The sequence below is a fragment of the Streptomyces sp. SAS_272 genome (genome assembly GCF_052543235.1).
Window position 1 is genome coordinate 32,824 of the sequence record NZ_JBMNDR010000027.1, and the last position, 16,864, is coordinate 49,687.

Genomic DNA, 16,864 nt, shown 5'->3' on the forward strand with positions numbered 1-16,864 from the left:
AGCAACGGTCTGCGCCGTTTCGCGCCGCGCTCGGCGGGGGGCGGGGGGCGGGGGCACTGACCCCTGTCCTGGCCATCGAGCAAGGCTGGGGATCGGGTGCCCGTCGTTGAGCTGGGCCGGCAGAAGACGGCCGGCCTCGGAGATCCGCAGGGGGCGAGGTGTTCTTGACCCGGCGGGGCGATCGGCCTGCGCCCCCCTTGCTCCGGGATGTCGGACCGGGAGACGGCCGGCCGGGCGTTTGTCCGGTTGAGGCCTCCAGGCCCGGCGCGTGCAGGCGGTACGTTGCGCTGCGTCGCACTCGGTGAGCGAACGGCTGGGGGATGAGGCATGAGTTGGAAGCGCACGACAGGGGTGGTGGCCGCGGCCCTGGGCGCTGCCGTGGGGACGCTCTTCGTGGGGGCGACCACGGCCGCGGCCTTCGGGCCGTCGTACTGCAACAGCTCGACGTGCAGTCTGTCGAACTCGCCCAGCACGGGCGGGTTCTACTTCGAGATGCCCCGCAACACCCCGGTGACCATGATCTGCTGGACCGACGCTCAGTGGTGGAACGGCACCAACCGCTGGTTCAAGGTCGGCACGGGGTACGGGCAGGGGTACATGATCGCCACCCAGGTCTCGAACCAGACGTCGGTCGGCCACTGCTGATGGCGGCTTCGCCCTGCCCGGGCCGGCCGCCTCGTCACCGGGGGCGCAGTACAGTGCCGCGGCCCGCTCCCGTCTTCGCGGTCGACGGCCGCTGAGGCGGGGCGTCCCTTGAGGCGGTCTTGCAGGGGTCGAGGCGGGCGGCCACGACCAACGACTCGGTCATCACGCCGCGCGGGCAGTGCCTGTTGCTGGAGGTGAGGCGGACGGACGGTGCAGGACGGTAGCCGTCCCACTCCGGTCGGAAGCTGCCCAAATGATGTTGCGTCTGTCCGGGATGTCGTGGAGTCTCTCACGCCGGAGGTGGTCACACTGACCGACATCAGGATCTCTCTGTCCGTGCGCGATCTCACCCACGAAGACCTGCCCTCGTGCGACTGGTCGGGCTCCGCCATGCACGTGAGGCAGGTCGCCGAGCAGTTGCGCCGGGCCGAGCGCGGCGAGGTCGACTACCTGGCCGTCTGCGGGCCCGCAGACGTGCCGGTGGCGATCGGCGGCGTCGACTACGCGCTCAGGAGTGGGGCCGGCACGCTCTGGCAGCTCGGAGTCCATCCGGCGCTTCAGTCGTGCGGCATCGGCACCCTGCTGATCAGCTCCGCAGAGGCGCGGATCACAGCCCGTGGTCTGGCGGTGGCCGAACTGGGCGTGGAGGAGAGCAACCCCAGAGCGCGATCCCTCTACGAGCGATTGGGCTACCGGCCCTACGGCCGTGCGCTGGACTCCTGGGACGTGGAGACCGAAGACGGCGCGGCCAAGCGGTACGAAACCATGTGCACCTTGATGCGCAAGGACCTGACCTGGCCAGGAGGCGTCAGCGATCCGAGCGGACATCGGGCGACGCAGCGGTTGAGCAACGGCTGAGCAACGACGCCGAAGACGGAGAGTGGTGCACGGTCGGAACAGCCCCCTCCCGCCAGTGATCAAACACCTGAGGCGCGCGACTGTGTGAGCGCCCAACGCGACGCCGACGGCTGCATCTGTCGCCACCGGCTCCATGAAGCGGCCTTGAAGTGTGAAGGCGTCCATGTCACGGCCGCCACCTGGATCGTCACCGCTCCCGTCGCCAGGGCCGTCGCCGCCCTCGAACGCTTCCAGCCGGCCGACGAGCCCCACCAGTTCGCGCACCTGCTGGCGTCGGAGCACGGTGCCAGAAGCGACGTCGCCACCGGTCCAGGGTCCTTCGCACCGGAGGGCCCTGTGCCGTCCCCCCATCGGACAACGGACAGAACGAAACTCCGTCCATGACTCAGGCTCGGCGGCCCGACCGGTGTGGGCAGGACAGGGGCTGTCGACGGCCGGTACCGGCCCGGGCGACGACCATTGACTGCGGCCGGCTGGAGCCCGTCTCAAAGCCCGGGTCATTCGATCTTGTGACAAGATCACGGGATGCTACGACTAACCGACTTCATCATCGACTGCCCGGACACGATGGAGCTGGCAGCCTTTTACTCTGAGGTGACGGGGCTCCCGGTCAAGGAGGACAGCAACGAGAACTGGGCCGGTATCCGGCTGGGCGAGATCGAACTGGCATTCACCCCGGTGGAGGACTACCGCGCCCCGCAGTGGCCCGACAGCGAACACCCCAAGCAGTTCCACCTCGACTTCGAAGTCGACGACATCGAGGCCGAACAGCGCCGCGTCCTGGTCCTCGGGGCGACCCTGCAGCGGGACTGCATCGGCCCCAACGGCTACGGTTTCCGCGTGTACGCCGACCCCGTCGGCCACCCCTTCTGCCTCTGCCACAACAAGGGTGTCATCTGGACCGATCAGGGCCCGATCTGGCCCCAGCGGGACCAGTAGGGGTTGCGAGTCGGGGCGAAAGCGGGCAGTCGGCCGCCACGGCTGCCCCGCCTGCGCCAGTGACTGGCATGGTCAGCAGGCTCGGGGACGGTGCGGGCGATGCGGTCTGGCGCCGCCGCAGGTGGGCGCGGATGGCACGGGAGGGACACGCCTAGTCGGCGCGGACCCGCTGAGGCTTGTTTCGGATGTGCTTTCGCCTGCCGGCTCGCCATGGGCATCCGGCTGCAGACGGGCACCGACGGCAGCGGTGGATGCGCGCGCACGAGGTGGAGTCCCCACACTCACCTGCCAGGCGACCAGCCCCGCCGCATCGGTGCCCTGGCCTGCAACGCGGTCAGGATGCACGACCAGACTGCGTAGCGCTGCCGGCGTCGCGACAGCGCGAACACCGCTTGCCAGGGGCCGTGGCACGCGCGCACATCCCGCCACGGTGCGCCGACCCGCACCCGCCGGCGGATGCCGGCGATGAGCTGCCACTTGGTCCACTTGGTCCACTTGATCTCGTCCGACGCCTCAACGCCCCACTGCCGTGACCAACGTGGCGACGGCGAAGAGGAGAAGCCCGGCGATCAGGAGATCGACGGCGAGCCGCAGCCGCCGGAATTTACGGTGGACCACACGCGAGAGGAAGAGGATGCGCTCAGGCCTTCGCTCCGCCTTCATGTGAATCAAGAGGTCGTCGCGGCCCAAAGCCGACCATATTTCCCAGCCTTCTCCTGTACGCCCACCCAGGGCCGGCCTGATCGAGACAAGCAGGACGAGCACGGATGCGGCCAAGGCGCTGAGCCCGAGTACCCCCAGCAGACGTACTTCCCAACTCAGGTCGGAGCCATGAGCGATTGCTGCGACCAGAGCCAGGATCCCCCCGTCGACGGCGATGAGCAGACTTGCCTTCGTGTCGTGGCGCACGAGCTCTTTGCCCAACATGCTGTCGGCCATACTCAGATTTTGCTCGGTGAGGTCTGGCGGCTGCTGCGACATGTGGCCTCTCCATCACTTGAAGCAGATGAGGTGTTCTCTACGACGCCGGCGCTTCGGGCCCGGTTCTCGCATCAGCTCACCGAAGCCGAGCGCACAAGGGGCGCAAGGCCGTCGGGGCGGTGCGCCGCCCGGCTCGAGCAGCGTCGCGCCTCGCGACGCGGACGCACCGGCTCGCCGTCGCTTGCCAGGCCGCACTTCCCTCGCCGCTCCCGTTCGTGCGGATCCGGCACCCGGGTGGTGCGTCCAGAGGGCTTGTCAGACCGGCCGATGGATGACGAGCAGGTTGAGATACCCACGGTCTCGATCAAGATCAGCAGGAAGACACGGAGTGCCCGCCGGGGATCCGAGCACGGCTACGCACCGTCGGGCTCCCAACGGCCTTTCCTCCAACGTGCGTTCGCCCACCTGCCGGTGTGCTGAGGGCTCCGGGATCCCGTAGGAGATCCCCGACGCATCCCCGACGCATCCCTGAAGCATTCCTCGCCCCGGAGTTGCGGTTCAGCTCTTGGTGACGTCCGCGCTCGCCCGTTCACCTGTCCGGCGACTTCGACGAGGGGGAGCGCGGGGCGGGAGCGCATGCCGCATCCTGAGCGGCCATGACCTCGTCGCCGTGCTCGAAGGCCCATGCGCCGACGGCGTCGATGGGCGCCAGCAAGGTGCCTCCCAGAGCGGTGAGTCGGTACTCGACCCGTGATGGTGCGTCGGGGGCCGGCAGGCGGTCGACGAGTCCGTTGAACTGCAGCCGGCGCAGAGTCTCGGTGAGGACTTTGGAGCTGATGCCACCGATCCGCTCCCGTAGTTCGACCGGGCGCCTCGGACCGTCGCGAAGTGCCCAAAGCACCACAGCGTTCCAGGTGTTGGAGAGCAGGTCGAAGGCGAGGCGGGCACGGCAGTCGGCGAGGAAGGCGTCGTCAGTCACGTACCGAATGGTGCCCGAACGGCCTTCTAGCGTCGGTGTGAACGGTCGAAGCAGGAACGGAGAGGGACCGCGTGATGAGAATCGGCGCACTGGGTACGGGCAACATGGCCGACGCGCTCGCCACCCACTGGGTGCGGGCCGGGCACGAGGTGATCATCGGAGGACGGGATGCACACAAGGCGGAGCGGCTCGCGAGACGCATAGGGGGCGGCGCGAAGCCTGCCGGTCTGCGCTTCGCGGCCGAATCCGGGCAGGTGGTGCTGGCCGCGCTGCCCTTCGGGGCGGGAGCAGACGTGGCACGGGACCTGCGCACGGCCCTGGAAGGCAAGGCGCTGCTGGACTGTTCCAACCCGGTCGGGCCGGGCTTCCGGCTGCTGACCGAAGGCGGCCCCTCAGCCGCGCAGCAACTTGCCGCGGCGGCACCGGGAGCTCGCGTGGTCAAGGCTTTCAACCTCTGCCACGAGGACGTGTGGCGCATGCGGCCACCCGTCTTCGAGGGACGCCCGCTGGCCGTTCCGGTCTGCGGGGACGACGAGACGGCCCTCGTGCTCGTGCGCGAGTTGGTGCAGGACGTGGGCTGCGAACCTGTGGCCGCCGGAGGTCTCGAACGTGCGGGACTCCTGGAGGCGACCGCTGCTCTCTTCATCGCCCTGTGGGTCGGCGAAGGAGCGGATGCGCAGGCGATCGCACCTCCGCTGGCATTCGCGGCCGGACCGAGCCACTAGACGCATGGGGGTCCGACCGGAAGACCTCTTCCGCCGCGAGCGGGGCGCCCGTACTGCCGCCGCCCGCGACCGTCGGTGCGGTTCCCTGCTTGGGCAGGTGCTCCAGGGCGGAGACGTTACTCCACTCGCCGTTGCACGGTGAGCCGCCGCCCACATCACGAACGTGACCACACGGCCTGGAAGGCCGCCGCCCGTCCACAGGGGGAAGGGCGGCGGCCTTGCAGGATGCGGTTACACGGTGGGGCACCGCTTCGGCGCCCCACCGCCGGGACAGGTCAGTCCACGTACCACTTGCCGCACTTGGTGATGCCCTCGATCTCGGCACAGGCGCGTGCGGCGAAGTTGGAATTGAAGACGGACTGCGTGCGGCTGCCCGTGTAGGGGCCGCACATCTTCCAGCCCTCGCTCTTCGCCTGCTGGTCGGTGACGATGCCCTTGGTGTTGGGGAACGAATGGAAGCTGCGGTCGACCCACAGCCGGTCGCCGGCCTTGCGGCCGGACTTGATCTCCGCGCGGCTGTATCGGTCGAGCGCCGACTCGTTCTGCAGCTCGACGCGGCGGCCCCTGAAGTCGAAGGAGGCGCCGGACTCGACGGCCCTGAAGCGGCCGATGACGGCGATGCCGTCGCAGTCGGCCTCGGTGGCCGAGGCCACCGACGCGGGGATGAAGACTACGGCGCCGCTGCTGATCAGCACGGCCGAGGCCGCGACGACGCGGCCCATGCGGGGCTTCTTCACGAGGGTTCCTTCTGTGGGTGACATGTACGGGTGGGGGCCTACCACTGCACCGGACAGGCAGAGACCGGCGGCATAAGCGCATCGCCGTCTCGATTCCGCTCAGCGGCATTCCGCGTTGCCCACCGAAATAGTGCGCCACGGACCTTGCGGAAACCTTGCGAACCAGCCGTGACCTGGGCATCTGAACAACAGCCACCCCTCGTCGGCATCCCGCCAGGGGACCCGTTGTGGATTCGGCCGCGGCGGACTATCGGGTCGCCGCAGGTCGGGGTCCGCTGGTAGACAGATGCGAGGGCGGATGACTACGCGCGGGGACTGCAGGCCGGGGCGTCGGGACTCGTCGTGACGGTTGCGGAGGCGGAGCCGTTGGTGCGGGCGTGGCGTGACCGGCTTGACCCCTCGGCCCGTGCCGGTGTTCCGGCGCATGTCACCGTGCTCTTCCCGTTTCTCCACGCGAACCGCATTGACGAGGGAGTCTGCGCCGCCATCGGAGGGGCACTCGGCCGGCATCAGTCCTTCGAGGCCTGGTTCGGTCGCTGCGGCCGGTTCCCCGGAGTGCTGTATCTCGCCCCTGAATCGGACACCGGCTTCAGGCGTCTCACCCAGGCGATCGTGGAGCGGTGGCCGGAAAACCCGCCGTTCGGCGGGCAGTTCGACGATGTCGTCCCGCACCTGACCATCGCTCAGTGCCAGGACGAGGCTGTCCTGGAGAAGGCCGAGGCCGACCTGCTCACCGGTCTCCCCGTCGTCGCGCAAGTATCGTCGGTCGACTTGCTGGTCCACGACGGCACGCAGTGGAGGCAGCGCGCGTCCTTCCCGCTGGGGGAGGCGCGGTTGCGCTGATCGGTCAGGCGATGCTCTGCCGCCTCTGCTGCCGGGCCCATCGCGAACCGTCGACGGCTGAACCGGTCACGTTCGTGCGGGAGTGAGTGGCGCCCATGGGGTGCCCTTGTGGTCGTGCAAGCGGGTTCCCAGGACGCGGATGAGGAGGCCGAAGGGGGGGAGGCCACCGCGCCGGCGAGGACCGCGCGGCCGAGTCCGGCGCCCGGGTGGCGTCGCATCACCGGCGCGGCCCCCGCCCACGCCCGCGGACGTCTTCCCGCCGCGCGACTGCTTTGATCTGCAAGACGCTCCAGGCCGCGGCCGCGGCTGCGGCTGCGGTTTCGCCTACGCCTGCGGGCTACGCCTACGGCACGAGAACCACGGAGTTGATCGGCGTCATGTCGTACGGCGCGAAGTCACTGGTCTCCCGGGCCACTTGGGAGCAGTTGATGCCGTTGTACCCGACAGCGCTTCCGGCCTGAGGCGCCTGGCGATGTCGGTCAAAACCAGGAACGGCTGGAGGTTCAGACACCGATTCGGCGCATCCACCAGGGGAGGTCCTGGGGTGCGAAGGGATTTTTGAGCGTGCGGTCAAGGACGCGTTCGTCTGCGGGGCCGATGGCTGCGCTCAGCTCGCGTCGTGCCTCGCGCCTGAGGACACGGCGTGTGATCTCCAGCAGGGAGCGGACGTGGCAGTCGCCGTCGCGGAGGCCCGTGTCATCGCGTTCGTAGAACCGGTCGGCGGCCTCGCGTGGCCGTCGGACATCCGCATTCCAGCGGCGGAACGCGTGTGCGACCTCGCCTGCGGGGAGGCCATGACCCCGTTCAAAGACGGCGATCTGCCTGTTCGCCGAGGCGGACAGTCCGCGGATCACGGGTGCCCGCCGACGGTGCGTTCGGCGTCGCGGGAGCTGCGCTCTGATCTCGCCCGGTGACCGGCGAGGCATGAACACTTCCAGTAGGAAGACGTTGGGTCGCCCCGACCCTGGAACTCGTGGGCTGCGAAGATCAAGCTCTCAGGAGCTGCTCAGCTGACCGGCTGCGCGGCCTTCGTCGACCGAGCAGGACCACGAGGCCGGAGCCGGCCAAGGTCAGGATGGCGAACGAGCTCATGAGCAGTCGCTTCATTTCCAGGTCCCTTCAGCTCCCGAATGCAGAGGAGTCCGTCCCCAGCGGGGGTGCGGCTGTCCGCCCGGGCCGATGTTGCCGGGGTACAGGCAAAGCTAGAGATCTTTAACGGCTGGGGTTACGGAGGTTGGGCGATTCTGGTCTTGATGGCGAGGGCATGAAGCCAAGATCGACCTGCTGCCGCAGCCGAGCACAGCACGGTTGCGAACCTTGAGCACATCACCTTGGGCTAGCCGTGGGTGCCTCGCGGAGCCATCGATCTGGGAGGTCGGCGGCAGGCTGTCAATCGCTGCCACCCCATTGCCTACGGCGTCTACGATGTGGCGTCCGCACCGAGCGGACCCAGACGGCCATCGACGACAGCGCCGGCCTGGCGGGCGGCCTCGCCGGCGCGGGCAACGGCGCCGAGACCGGGGCGGAAGTCGGCTTCGTCGGCGGGCCGGTCGGGACCGCGGTCGACGGCGTCGTGGGCGGTGGCCTCGGTGCGTGGTCGGCATCGGCAGCGGCGGGGGCACATTGTGGACGGGATCGAGGATGTGTGCAGATGAGGACCTGGCTGGAGGGGCTGTTCACAAGGGGACGGCGCCGCACCTCGGATGAGACCGTGCCGGCGAGCCGGGCGGAGATCTCGCCCGAGGAACGGGCGGTTCTGCTGGTCGGAATCCTCGACGACCCCACGGCGCGCGAGGATGAAAAGTCCGACGCTGCCATGAACCTGGAGTTTTTCTCCGGGCCGCTCGTCGAATCGGGCCTGATCCGGATCATCCGCGCCGAGGACTTCACCAGCGTGCTGGCCCAGGAGTGTGCGGAGTCCCTCGGCGGGATCTGGGCCAGGACCGGCCTCGTGGACCGCGCCTTCATGACGGAGTTGCGGGGTCAGGCGAAGAACGAGGTCTTCGGCATCCTCGGTAGCCGTGCCCCGCACCTGCTGCCCCCTGGTGCCTTCTAGAAGATCTTCAACGGCTGGGTCAGGGAGGTTCGAGGTCGAGCCTGGTCTTGGCGATGAGGCCCTCGACGAGGCGGGGGCGGCACTGCATCCGTTCGAGCCGTGTCTTCACCAGCTCGGTGAGCTGGTCAAGGCTGTGTTCGGTGAGGTCGGCCAGCGACCTTCAGGTGAGACCACACACCCTCGACGGGGTTGAGCTCGGGAGCGTACGGCGGCAGCTGGTAGACGGTCAGCCACAATCGGGCGGCGATCAGCTCGCGCATGGTGCGGCTGACGTGCGTGTCTAGATTGTCCCAGACGAGCACGATCGGTCGGTCGAGCTGTTGGTGCGCGGCATCCAACAGGCGGGCGTAGTCCGTCTCGGTGAAGCCCTTGCCACGGTCCTTGGCAGGACCTCGGTCGGGGTGGATGCGGTAGATCAACCGCGGCCGGTGGCCGGCTTTGGCGCAGATCAGCGCAGCCATGGAGACACGTTCGGCGCCCCCGGCGGTGACCCGCACCACCCGGTGTGGCCTCGGCGGCCCGAGGTGCGGCCCTTGGGCGGCCTCAGGCCCCGGCCGGCTTCGTCCTCGAAGCAGAGCCAGGCGCCCAGGTCCGCCGCCGTCTTTTGGGCCGCCACTGCGGCGTCGACCTGTTCCTCTCGCCCAGCTGTGGGCTGAACTGCGCCTGTAATCCAGGTGGTTGCCTGGCGTACCACCAGGGGTGTAGCTGTGGTCGTAAGCTGGGTGGAGTGATTTTTTTCCTGGCCTGGTGCGCCCCCTCCCCGGCATGGGAAGGCCGGGCCCGTCGCTTCCCCGTGGTGACGGACCCGAGCTCTTTCAGCGCACTGCTTCCCCAGGCGTCGCGAACCCTGTTCGTCAGGGAGTGAGGGTGTACACCTTGCAGTCGGCGCAGCCCTTGTGCTGAGAGGACCGGATATCGGAGGGCGTGTCTATCCGTGCGCGACGGGAGTTGTGCACCCAGCTGCTCCAATTGCCGCCCGCGTTGACCCTTACCCAGGCGTCTCCTGCGCAGGAACCGTCGGTTCCCTTAACCGTGAAGGCGTACCTCTTGTAAACTTGTGCTCCGTAGGTGGTGCCGCAGCTTCGTGTCCAGCTGGCCACCTCGTCGAGTGCGTGCGAGGGTGCTGCGGTGGCCGGGGTCACGGCGAGACCCCCGCCGAGGACCGCGAAAGCGGCGGCGAGGGCGATGCGCTGGCGTACTTCGTTCATCTTGTGGAGACCTTCCGGTTGTGGCGGGGTGGCGGAGCGAACTGCGCCACCCCTCCCCCTGAGTGGCTCCCCGCGAGCGAACCGGGGAGGATGCGGCGACGTGATGCTTGACGAGTTCATCGGTTTCTTGGCATCCCGCGCACTACGCAGGACGGGGGCCCAAGGGCGTTGTTGCCTGCCTGATGAGCCTGTCCCACCCGAGCGGGAACGGGCGAGGTGTTTCAACCTGGCTTGAATCACGGGCTGTTCGGACAATCGCCGGCGATCGCCAGGCATGGCTGGAGCATGGGGGAAGCAGTGGTCTACCGGATCCATTTCACCGCCGAGGACCTGGCCCGGACCCGGGTGGCCGAATCGCCGAGGCCGATGCTGGAACTGACCAACGCGGTACGGATTCTGCAGGACCGGAATCAGCCGGTCCGCTACGACGCATGGCGACGGCGGTCCTTTGCCCGGTTACCGCCCGAGGCGCGTCTGGCCCTCGATCTGATCCCGTCGCGCGGATGGACACCGGACTTCCTGGCCCGGGTGCAACCGGGCAGCCCACAGGATCTGCTGGAACAGATCCGTTCGACCTCACGGAAAGAGATCCGTCAGACCCTGGCAGATCTCGCGGAACGCCAGACGCTGCCGTCCTGGACCCGGCGGCTGGACGATGACCCACTCGTGCTGCAGCAGCTGGCCGACAGCATGCGTCTCCTCCACACGACGGTCATGGCGCCGTACTGGCCCCACGTGGTGACCGACCTGGCCGCCGACCGTGCCGTTCGGATACGTGAACTGCTCCACGGTGGCGTCGAGCGCCTGCTGACCGGGTTGTACCCGCCGCGTATCCGGTGGAGAGCGCCGACGCTGGAAGTCGCCATGGCTTCCGGCATGCAAGGCGATCTGCTGCTGGAAGGCCGGGGGCTGCTGCTGGTGCCTTCACTGTTCGGGTCGCAGTCACCGGTCATCGACCCCGATGCCGAGCCCCAGCCCTTCCTGACCTACCCCGCCAACTTCGGTGCGGCCCTCACCCCCCTGACCCCCTTCTCCGCAGACTCCGCGGCCGCAAGCGCACCCGAGGCTCTGACCGCGCTGCTGGGCCGGACGCGCGCTGCAGTCCTCCATGCCATCGCCACGCATCCCGGATGCAACACGGCCGAACTCGCTGCTGTTCTGGGCATCGGCCCCTCCGGAGCCAGCCAGCACGCCACCGTCCTACGACAGGCCGGACTGGTCACCACCCTCCGGCACCGCAACAGCGCGGTGCACACCCCCACCAGCACCGGGCTCAGCCTCCTCATGCTGCACGATTGAAGACCGCCGCAGGCGGGCGCCACCCTGGGAAGGCGGCGGCAGAAGCGCCCCGACGCAACTTTTCGCTTCCCCTGGAAGACCGGCAACATCGCGGAGGGCGCCCCGAGCGTCGTCTCGGTCAGCGCGGTGAAGGGCGACAGGGCTCAGTGCGGCTCCGCCTATGGGCTGGCGTGACCACTGCCGCTCCCGCCGCGGACACCTGATGCTGACGCGGCCGGTCGTGACGGTGCAGTAGGCCTTTTTGGTGCGGCACCTCTCCGCCCACCTGGGCGAGGTCTGGCGTGGGCGCCTGGAAGGCCGAGGCTGCCGCTGATGCGGTTGCGCGCCCTCATCTCGGCGGTTCGGCGGCGGGCGCAGACGCACACATCGCCGATCGGGTTCGTATCTCGGTGGGAGGTCCGGGGCGTGCGCCGGGCAGGGCCGAAGCCGGCTGAGGCAGTCAGCCCGCTGACCGGCGGGCTGCGGAATGGCTCCTCGGTCCTCGCCGGCCGAATGTGGACCAGGCCCGACGCCCGCCCTGGTGTGGCACTACCACGCACCCCTGGCTCCCGTGGTGGTGCCCCGTTGGGTGCGGTCCCGGCCCGCGCGGCCGGTCTCCTCGGTCAGGCCATGATCGCCCCGTCCGAATGCGCGCGGGTGTGATCACCGCCTGATCGGAACGCCGGACTTCCTGGACCTGCTGCTCCGGGGAACCCATGGGCCCCGGGAGTGGGGTCGTGCCGCGGGGAGGCGTGCGGCACACGATGCCGTGCTGCGCTCGTTCCCACCCGGATCAGCCGGCCGTCGAGGTCGTCTGAACAGTCCAATGGATGCGTCAGCTGCGTCCATGTGAGCGGGACGAACAGAGGACTTGAGAGAGTGTCAGGTCCATCATGCCTGTTCGGAGGCGGTTTCGGTAGGACCCAACGCACGTCCGTGAAACCTTGTCGCGGCCGATTTCGTTCGCGAAACTCGTCGTCATCCACTCTCCGATCAACGTGTCGGCAGCCCTGCCTGGCTGTCGGTGCGATCGCCGTGCTGTCGCACTGTGTGACGTGCACGGCCGGGGGTGGCGGGACGAAGGGGGATCAATGGATCAGGACATGGTGGTGCTGGCGAGGGTCAGGCTGCTCAGTGCCAACCGGCGGGTGGTGCGCGGGGCTGAGGGACTGTGGATCTACCGCCTTCTGACGCAGGTCGAGCCGGAGGTGTACGGGTCGAAGCTGGCGTACGTCCTGGTGGAGGCGAGCGCGTCGCCGTTGGTGGGGGAGTCGCCCGAGCGACGGTCGGCGCTGTTGGACGAGGCCGTGGAGGTGGCGAAGGCTCTCAGTACGGGGAATCCCTACCGGTCGAAGGTGCTGGCCAGGGCCCTGGCCGCGAGGCAGCGGGAACTGGAGGGCCGTCCGACGGAGTCGCTTGCGTTCGAGGGGCGGGAGCTTCGGGCGGCTCTTCAGGAGGAGCCGCGGCAACGCGCATGACCGTGTGAGTGTCGGGAGTCTGCTCCTCGGACGGTGGAGACGGGAGGATCCGGTGGCGCTGTCTGCAGCGAGCGGCGCCTGACTCCTTGGAAGTACGGCGCGCAGCGTGGGGTTCGACCGTGGTGGGACCCCACGCTCGATCTGCTCGCCGGGCCGCGGGCCACCCTTGTCCGCGAAGTCTTGCGCCTGCAGAAGGAAGCCGGTACACAGTGCCGAGCACGGTGGGGGCTCGCCGTACCTGACCCCGTTTGCGGGACATATGTACTGCAGTATTCGTGCCTGATGACACTGCACCACGTCTGTCGACCTCCGTAGGCTTGCGGCATGTTCAAATCCCACAAACCAGGGTCGGACGACGCCTGGGAAGGCATCGTCGAGGACAAATCGCGGGGCATGGTCGATGGCGCGAACATGTACCACTTCATCAAACTGAGGCGTGCAGACGGCCAGTCCATGAAGGTGCGCATCGACCGTGGGCTGTGGAAGTCGATCGCGATCGGCGACCGCATCGTGAAGGAGCCGGGGAGCGGCCCAGCCAAGGCTTAGAAGTTGTCTCACGTGGCAGGTTTCGGGCGCTTCTTCCAACAGCTGCTCGTGGCCCGTGCCGGTGAGTAGGCGACTCCCGCGTCTCGGCGTGGGGGCAGGTGTCAGCCAGCCTTGGCGGGTTCCTGGGCGCATGCTCGGTCGGTGGTGAAGCGGTAGGAATCGGTCCCGGTCTCGATGGCAGCGTCGTCAGGGCACGTCCACCAGGCTTACCGGGATGGAGCACCAACTCGGCTCGCTGGGCCTGGTGCTACACACGGCAGTCCTCTGGACGACCCGGTACACCGACGCCGCCGTACGCCGCCGTCGCCCAGCTGCGCGCGGAGGGCCGCGAGATCCGGGACGAGGATGCGGCCCGGCTGTCCCCGCTCAAGCACAGGAATCTGAATGTGCTCGGCCGCTACCACTGCAACCCCTCCCAGCCGGTCGACGGGTTGCGGGCCCTGCGTGACCCGGACACGGTCGACCTCGATGACGATGACGATGACGATGACGACGGCGCGGAGGACTGAGACGCGTCCGGGGCCGACAGACGGCAGCGGCCGCTGCTACGGCGGCTTTCCAGGGCCTTATCGGGGGATGTCGATCAGAACGCGGCCGCGGCCGCCGGCGTCGACGCGGTCGTGGGCCTTGGCGATGTCGGCGAGCGGGTAGCGGTCGCCGATCTCGACGGTAAGCGCGCCGACGGCGGCCGCGGAGGTCAGATCACGGGCGGCCTGGAGTCTGGCGTCGGCGGGGAAGTCGTCGCTGCCGATCAAACGCAGGGTGACGTTGTTGAACAGCAGGGTCCAGAAGGGGATTTCGGTGCGGTCGGCGCGGGTGGCGTAGGCGGCGATGACCGCGCCGTTGGCGGCGACGGCGTTGTCGAGTTCGGCGTTGTCGGACAAGGACACCTCGATGATCCGGTCCACACCGGCGGGGGCGTGGGCGCGGATCTCGGCGGCCGGGTCGGCGGCGTCGAGGGCGACGGCGTGGGAGATGACCGCCGGATCGACCCGGCCCAGGTCGGCTGTGCGGCGGACGGTGCCGATGACGGCGGCCCCACCCCAGGCGGCGAGTTGGGCTGCCAGCGAGCCGACCCCGCCCAGGGCCCCGTTGACCAGGACGACCTTGCCCTCGACGGGGCCGTCGGCGAACACGCTGCGGTGCGCGGTGATGCCGGGGATGCCCAGGCTCGCGCCGAGATCGTCGGAGAGGTGGTCGGGCAGCGGGACGGCGAGGCCGGCGGGCACGACTGTGTACTGGGCGGCGGTACCGAAAGCCCGGTAGGACTGGGCGCCGTACACCCACACGCGCTGCCCGCCGCAGCGCTCGTCGACTCCGTAGCCGACCGCGTCGATCACGCCGGCGCCGTCGCTGTGCGGGATCACCCGCGGGTAGGGCATGCCGGAGCCGGTCCAGCCAGTGCGCTTCTTGGTGTCGCCGGGGTTCACCCCCGAGACGGTGACGCGGACCCGGACCTCGCCAGGGCCAGGGGCGGGGTCGGGCAGTTCACCGACCTGCAGTACTTCGGTGGCCCGGCCTTGTGCGTCGTACCAGGAAGCGAGCATGGGGGCGCCTTTCGTTGTCTGTCAGCTCGCCGATGCGTCGAGCGGGGAGGAGGCGTGTGGGTCGCGCGTGGGGCCGGGCTCGGGGGTGAGCATGTCCAGCCCGAGGGACTCACGGATCCAGGTTCGTTCGGCCTGGCTGGTGGCGCGGGCGGTGAGCAGCATGCCGCGCCGGTAGGGGTCTGCGACCTCCTCGGCGCGCAGCGGCTTGTCTCCGTCGTAGAAGAAGCTCGCCGATTCCTCCAGGAAGGCGAGCCGGCGCCTGAGCACCGCGTGCTGGTCGGCCACGTCCGGGAGCAGGGAGAGGAAGGCCAGGATCGTGAACCAGCGGGGGAAGTCGGTGAGTTCGTGCTCGGCCGGCTCGCGCAACCGCCGGAGCATGTCCTCGCGGCCGGTGTCGGTCAGGTTCAGCACATACCGGCCGCCTCCTGCTTCCGGCGCGGGTCGCCGCTGAATCAGTCCGGCCTTGGTCAGGCGGTTGATCGCCGGGTAGAGGGTGCCGTCGCTGACCGGCCGGCTGTATCCGGTGAGGTGCGTGATGCGGCGGCGCAGCTCGTGTCCGGGAAGGGGGCCTGCGGCCAGGAAGCCGAGTATGGAGAGTTCCAGCATCCCTTCATGGTGTCACATCGAAACGAGGTTCACATCGATTCGATGTTATGGTCGTCGTGGTCCTGCCGTTCGCTTCGAACACCACCACGCAGGCAGAGAGGCAGAGGCAGATGGCACCGCAATCCGTTGAATCAGTGATGAAGCGCTTCGTCGAGTTCATCAACACAGCCGACGAGGACCTTGCCCGGGAGGTCATCGCGCCCGACGCGGTGTTCCACGCACCCAGTCACGCTGAACCGCTGCGGGGCCCTGAGGGCTACCTGGAAATCATCGCGATGATGCGCAGCGCGTTCCCCGACGTCCGGTGGACGCTGGAGGAGAGCATCACCGAAGGCAGCACGGTGGCCGCACGGTTCACCATGCGCGGCACTCACGAAGGCGAGTTCTTCGGCATCCCTGCCACCGGCAGCAAGATCGCGGTCCAGGCCATGAACTTCTACTGCCTGGCCGATGGACGCATCGTCAAAGAGCGGGGTCAGCCCGATCTCCTCGGGCTCATGCAGCAGATCGGCGCCGTTCCGGCGCCGTGAGGCAGACGGTCGCCTCCTCCTCCCGCGCAACCGTCCAGGTCCGCGCTGCCGCCCTTCCGCAAAGCACATCATGGAATCCCTCGCACCCGCACCCGCACCCGCGCCGCCCGCTCAGGCGACAGCCGTCCTGCCCCGGTCCTCCTTCTGGTGGCGGCCCTGTCCACCGTCCAGGAGTGGTACGACTTCACGCTGTACCTGTACATGACGCATCCCCTTCCTGTTCGGCGCGCTGCTCGCCGTCACGGTGCTGATCGCCCGCTCCACCATGCGCGAATCCCCCGCCTTCGAGCAGCAGCCCCCGCCCGGCGCCGAGGGCGCGGGCCCACTGATGACCACTCTGCGCAGCCAGCGCCCCGCGCTCTACCGGACGTTCGCGATCTCGGCGCTCGGCTCGGTGACGTACTACGTCGGCATCAGCTACGTCCCCACCTACCTCGGCGCGGTCAGCGGCTTCAGCGAGTCCGACGCCCTGTGGCTGTCGACCATCGCGGCCCTCGTCGTCATCGTCGTCACGCCGTTCGCGGGCGCCCTGTCCGACCGGGCCGGCCGCCGCCCCGCACTCACGCTCTTCGGCGCCCTGGCGGTGATCCTGCCGCCGGCCATGTTCGGCCTGATGACCCAGAGCAGCTTCGCCGCCGCACGGACCGGCGCGGTCGTCCTGGCCTGCGTGGCGGGCGGCATCAGCGCGGTCGCGGCCTCCGCGATCGCCGAACAGTTCCCCGTCGCCCAGCGCCTGAGCGGCCTCGCGCTCGGCGCCACCGCTGCCACCGCCCTCTTCGGCGGACTCACCCCTTACGCCTCCCAGGTCCTGGTCGACTCCACCGGCTGGGCCCTGATCCCCGGCGCCCTGGTCGCAGCCACTGCCCTGGCCGTCCTGCGCCGCCTCCCGGAAACCGCGCCAGCCGTCCGTGCACCCCAGCCCGGCCCTCTCGCCCCGGAACCCGAACCGCAGTCCCGCTGAGCAGACT

The 16,864-nt window shown here is 69.0% G+C and carries 17 protein-coding genes and 2 pseudogenes; 12 read left to right on the plus strand and 7 right to left on the minus strand.

The features are described 5' to 3' along the window. Window positions 1–327: 327 nt before the first annotated feature. The 3 genes from ACN6LD_RS17475 to ACN6LD_RS17485 all read left to right on the plus strand — a co-directional run bounded on the left by ACN6LD_RS17475 (window position 328) and on the right by ACN6LD_RS17485 (window position 2,442). Window positions 328–645, plus strand: coding sequence for a hypothetical protein (locus ACN6LD_RS17475; RefSeq protein WP_319188838.1), 318 nt, complete (start codon window positions 328–330; stop codon window positions 643–645). A 279-nt stretch (window positions 646–924) separates the two neighbouring features. Beyond that, entirely contained in the window at window positions 925–1,503 is a 579-nt protein-coding gene (locus ACN6LD_RS17480; protein WP_319188837.1) for a GNAT family N-acetyltransferase, read from the plus strand. A gap of 525 nt (window positions 1,504–2,028) precedes the next feature. After that, window positions 2,029–2,442, plus strand: coding sequence for a VOC family protein (locus ACN6LD_RS17485; RefSeq protein ID WP_445043645.1), 414 nt, complete (start codon window positions 2,029–2,031; stop codon window positions 2,440–2,442). A 513-nt stretch (window positions 2,443–2,955) separates the two neighbouring features. On the opposite strand, the gene ACN6LD_RS17490 is transcribed toward ACN6LD_RS17485, so the two are convergent. Then, window positions 2,956–3,423: a Pycsar system effector family protein gene (locus tag ACN6LD_RS17490; RefSeq protein WP_445043646.1), complete on the minus strand. Its 468-nt coding sequence runs from the start codon at window positions 3,421–3,423 to the stop codon at window positions 2,956–2,958. Window positions 3,424–3,952: 529 nt separating this feature from the next. Beyond that, complete coding sequence (locus tag ACN6LD_RS17495; protein ID WP_319188831.1) at window positions 3,953–4,342, minus strand: winged helix-turn-helix transcriptional regulator; 390 nt, start codon at window positions 4,340–4,342, stop codon at window positions 3,953–3,955. Between the two features lie 74 nt (window positions 4,343–4,416). Between ACN6LD_RS17495 and ACN6LD_RS17500 the strand changes: the two genes are divergently transcribed. After that, window positions 4,417–5,067 carry an NADPH-dependent F420 reductase gene (locus ACN6LD_RS17500; protein ID WP_445043647.1) on the plus strand — a complete coding sequence of 217 codons (651 nt, stop codon included), beginning with the start codon at window positions 4,417–4,419 and terminating at the stop codon, window positions 5,065–5,067. A 275-nt stretch (window positions 5,068–5,342) separates the two neighbouring features. On the opposite strand, the gene ACN6LD_RS17505 is transcribed toward ACN6LD_RS17500, so the two are convergent. Further along, complete coding sequence (locus ACN6LD_RS17505) at window positions 5,343–5,804, minus strand: hypothetical protein (RefSeq protein WP_157876416.1); 462 nt, start codon at window positions 5,802–5,804, stop codon at window positions 5,343–5,345. Between the two features lie 342 nt (window positions 5,805–6,146). Between ACN6LD_RS17505 and ACN6LD_RS17510 the strand changes: the two genes are divergently transcribed. Beyond that, complete coding sequence (locus ACN6LD_RS17510) at window positions 6,147–6,647, plus strand: 2'-5' RNA ligase family protein (RefSeq protein ID WP_445043648.1); 501 nt, start codon at window positions 6,147–6,149, stop codon at window positions 6,645–6,647. Between the two features lie 1,651 nt (window positions 6,648–8,298). Further along, window positions 8,299–8,703, plus strand: a complete 405-nt coding sequence (locus ACN6LD_RS17515; RefSeq protein ID WP_445043649.1) for a hypothetical protein — start codon at window positions 8,299–8,301, stop codon at window positions 8,701–8,703. A 19-nt stretch (window positions 8,704–8,722) separates the two neighbouring features. Here ACN6LD_RS17515 and ACN6LD_RS17520 read toward each other — a convergent pair. After that, window positions 8,723–9,310 (minus strand): annotated as a pseudogene (locus tag ACN6LD_RS17520) (transposase); the annotation flags it as partial. A 247-nt stretch (window positions 9,311–9,557) separates the two neighbouring features. Beyond that, complete coding sequence (locus tag ACN6LD_RS17525) at window positions 9,558–9,911, minus strand: hypothetical protein (RefSeq protein ID WP_445043650.1); 354 nt, start codon at window positions 9,909–9,911, stop codon at window positions 9,558–9,560. Window positions 9,912–10,142: 231 nt separating this feature from the next. Between ACN6LD_RS17525 and ACN6LD_RS17530 the strand changes: the two genes are divergently transcribed. The 4 genes and pseudogenes from ACN6LD_RS17530 to ACN6LD_RS17545 all read left to right on the plus strand — a co-directional run. Further along, complete coding sequence (locus tag ACN6LD_RS17530) at window positions 10,143–11,210, plus strand: ArsR/SmtB family transcription factor (RefSeq protein ID WP_445043651.1); 1,068 nt, start codon at window positions 10,143–10,145, stop codon at window positions 11,208–11,210. 1,070 nt (window positions 11,211–12,280) lie between these two features. Continuing rightward, window positions 12,281–12,667: a hypothetical protein gene (locus ACN6LD_RS17535; protein ID WP_445043652.1), complete on the plus strand. Its 387-nt coding sequence runs from the start codon at window positions 12,281–12,283 to the stop codon at window positions 12,665–12,667. Window positions 12,668–12,991: 324 nt separating this feature from the next. After that, complete coding sequence (locus ACN6LD_RS17540) at window positions 12,992–13,213, plus strand: DUF7489 domain-containing protein (RefSeq protein WP_445043653.1); 222 nt, start codon at window positions 12,992–12,994, stop codon at window positions 13,211–13,213. 211 nt (window positions 13,214–13,424) lie between these two features. Then, window positions 13,425–13,722, plus strand: a pseudogene (locus ACN6LD_RS17545) (Tn3 family transposase); the annotation flags it as partial. A 57-nt stretch (window positions 13,723–13,779) separates the two neighbouring features. Here the strand turns inward: ACN6LD_RS17545 and ACN6LD_RS17550 are convergent. Together ACN6LD_RS17550 and ACN6LD_RS17555 are read right to left on the minus strand one after the other, a co-directional pair. Further along, window positions 13,780–14,760 carry an NADPH:quinone reductase gene (locus tag ACN6LD_RS17550; protein WP_445043654.1) on the minus strand — a complete coding sequence of 327 codons (981 nt, stop codon included), beginning with the start codon at window positions 14,758–14,760 and terminating at the stop codon, window positions 13,780–13,782. A gap of 21 nt (window positions 14,761–14,781) precedes the next feature. Beyond that, window positions 14,782–15,366 (minus strand): PadR family transcriptional regulator, encoded by a 585-nt coding sequence (locus ACN6LD_RS17555; RefSeq protein ID WP_319188817.1) that lies wholly within the window; start codon window positions 15,364–15,366, stop codon window positions 14,782–14,784. Window positions 15,367–15,413: 47 nt separating this feature from the next. On the opposite strand from ACN6LD_RS17555, the gene ACN6LD_RS17560 reads away from it, so the two are divergent. Together ACN6LD_RS17560 and ACN6LD_RS17565 are read left to right on the plus strand one after the other, a co-directional pair. Then, complete coding sequence (locus ACN6LD_RS17560; protein WP_445043655.1) at window positions 15,414–15,896, plus strand: ester cyclase; 483 nt, start codon at window positions 15,414–15,416, stop codon at window positions 15,894–15,896. Between the two features lie 217 nt (window positions 15,897–16,113). Beyond that, the gene (locus ACN6LD_RS17565; RefSeq protein ID WP_445043680.1) at window positions 16,114–16,857 is read left to right on the plus strand and encodes an MFS transporter; all 744 of its coding nucleotides are present in this window, start codon (window positions 16,114–16,116) and stop codon (window positions 16,855–16,857) included. The last annotated feature ends 7 nt before the right edge of the window (window positions 16,858–16,864 follow it).

What these genes read in the sequence shown, in the direction of transcription:
- ACN6LD_RS17525 (WP_445043650.1), bottom strand. Translation starts at nt 9,911, where the DNA reads ATGAACGAAGTACGCCAGCGCATCGCCCTCGCCGCCGCTTTCGCGGTC.
- ACN6LD_RS17490 (WP_445043646.1), bottom strand. Translation starts at nt 3,423, where the DNA reads ATGTCGCAGCAGCCGCCAGACCTCACCGAGCAAAATCTGAGTATGGCC.
- ACN6LD_RS17540 (WP_445043653.1), top strand. Translation starts at nt 12,992, where the DNA reads ATGTTCAAATCCCACAAACCAGGGTCGGACGACGCCTGGGAAGGCATC.
- ACN6LD_RS17550 (WP_445043654.1), bottom strand. Translation starts at nt 14,760, where the DNA reads ATGCTCGCTTCCTGGTACGACGCACAAGGCCGGGCCACCGAAGTACTG.
- ACN6LD_RS17475 (WP_319188838.1), top strand. Translation starts at nt 328, where the DNA reads ATGAGTTGGAAGCGCACGACAGGGGTGGTGGCCGCGGCCCTGGGCGCT.
- ACN6LD_RS17560 (WP_445043655.1), top strand. Translation starts at nt 15,414, where the DNA reads ATGGTCGTCGTGGTCCTGCCGTTCGCTTCGAACACCACCACGCAGGCA.
- ACN6LD_RS17555 (WP_319188817.1), bottom strand. Translation starts at nt 15,366, where the DNA reads ATGCTGGAACTCTCCATACTCGGCTTCCTGGCCGCAGGCCCCCTTCCC.
- ACN6LD_RS17500 (WP_445043647.1), top strand. Translation starts at nt 4,417, where the DNA reads ATGAGAATCGGCGCACTGGGTACGGGCAACATGGCCGACGCGCTCGCC.
- ACN6LD_RS17535 (WP_445043652.1), top strand. Translation starts at nt 12,281, where the DNA reads ATGGATCAGGACATGGTGGTGCTGGCGAGGGTCAGGCTGCTCAGTGCC.
- ACN6LD_RS17515 (WP_445043649.1), top strand. Translation starts at nt 8,299, where the DNA reads ATGAGGACCTGGCTGGAGGGGCTGTTCACAAGGGGACGGCGCCGCACC.
- ACN6LD_RS17485 (WP_445043645.1), top strand. Translation starts at nt 2,029, where the DNA reads ATGCTACGACTAACCGACTTCATCATCGACTGCCCGGACACGATGGAG.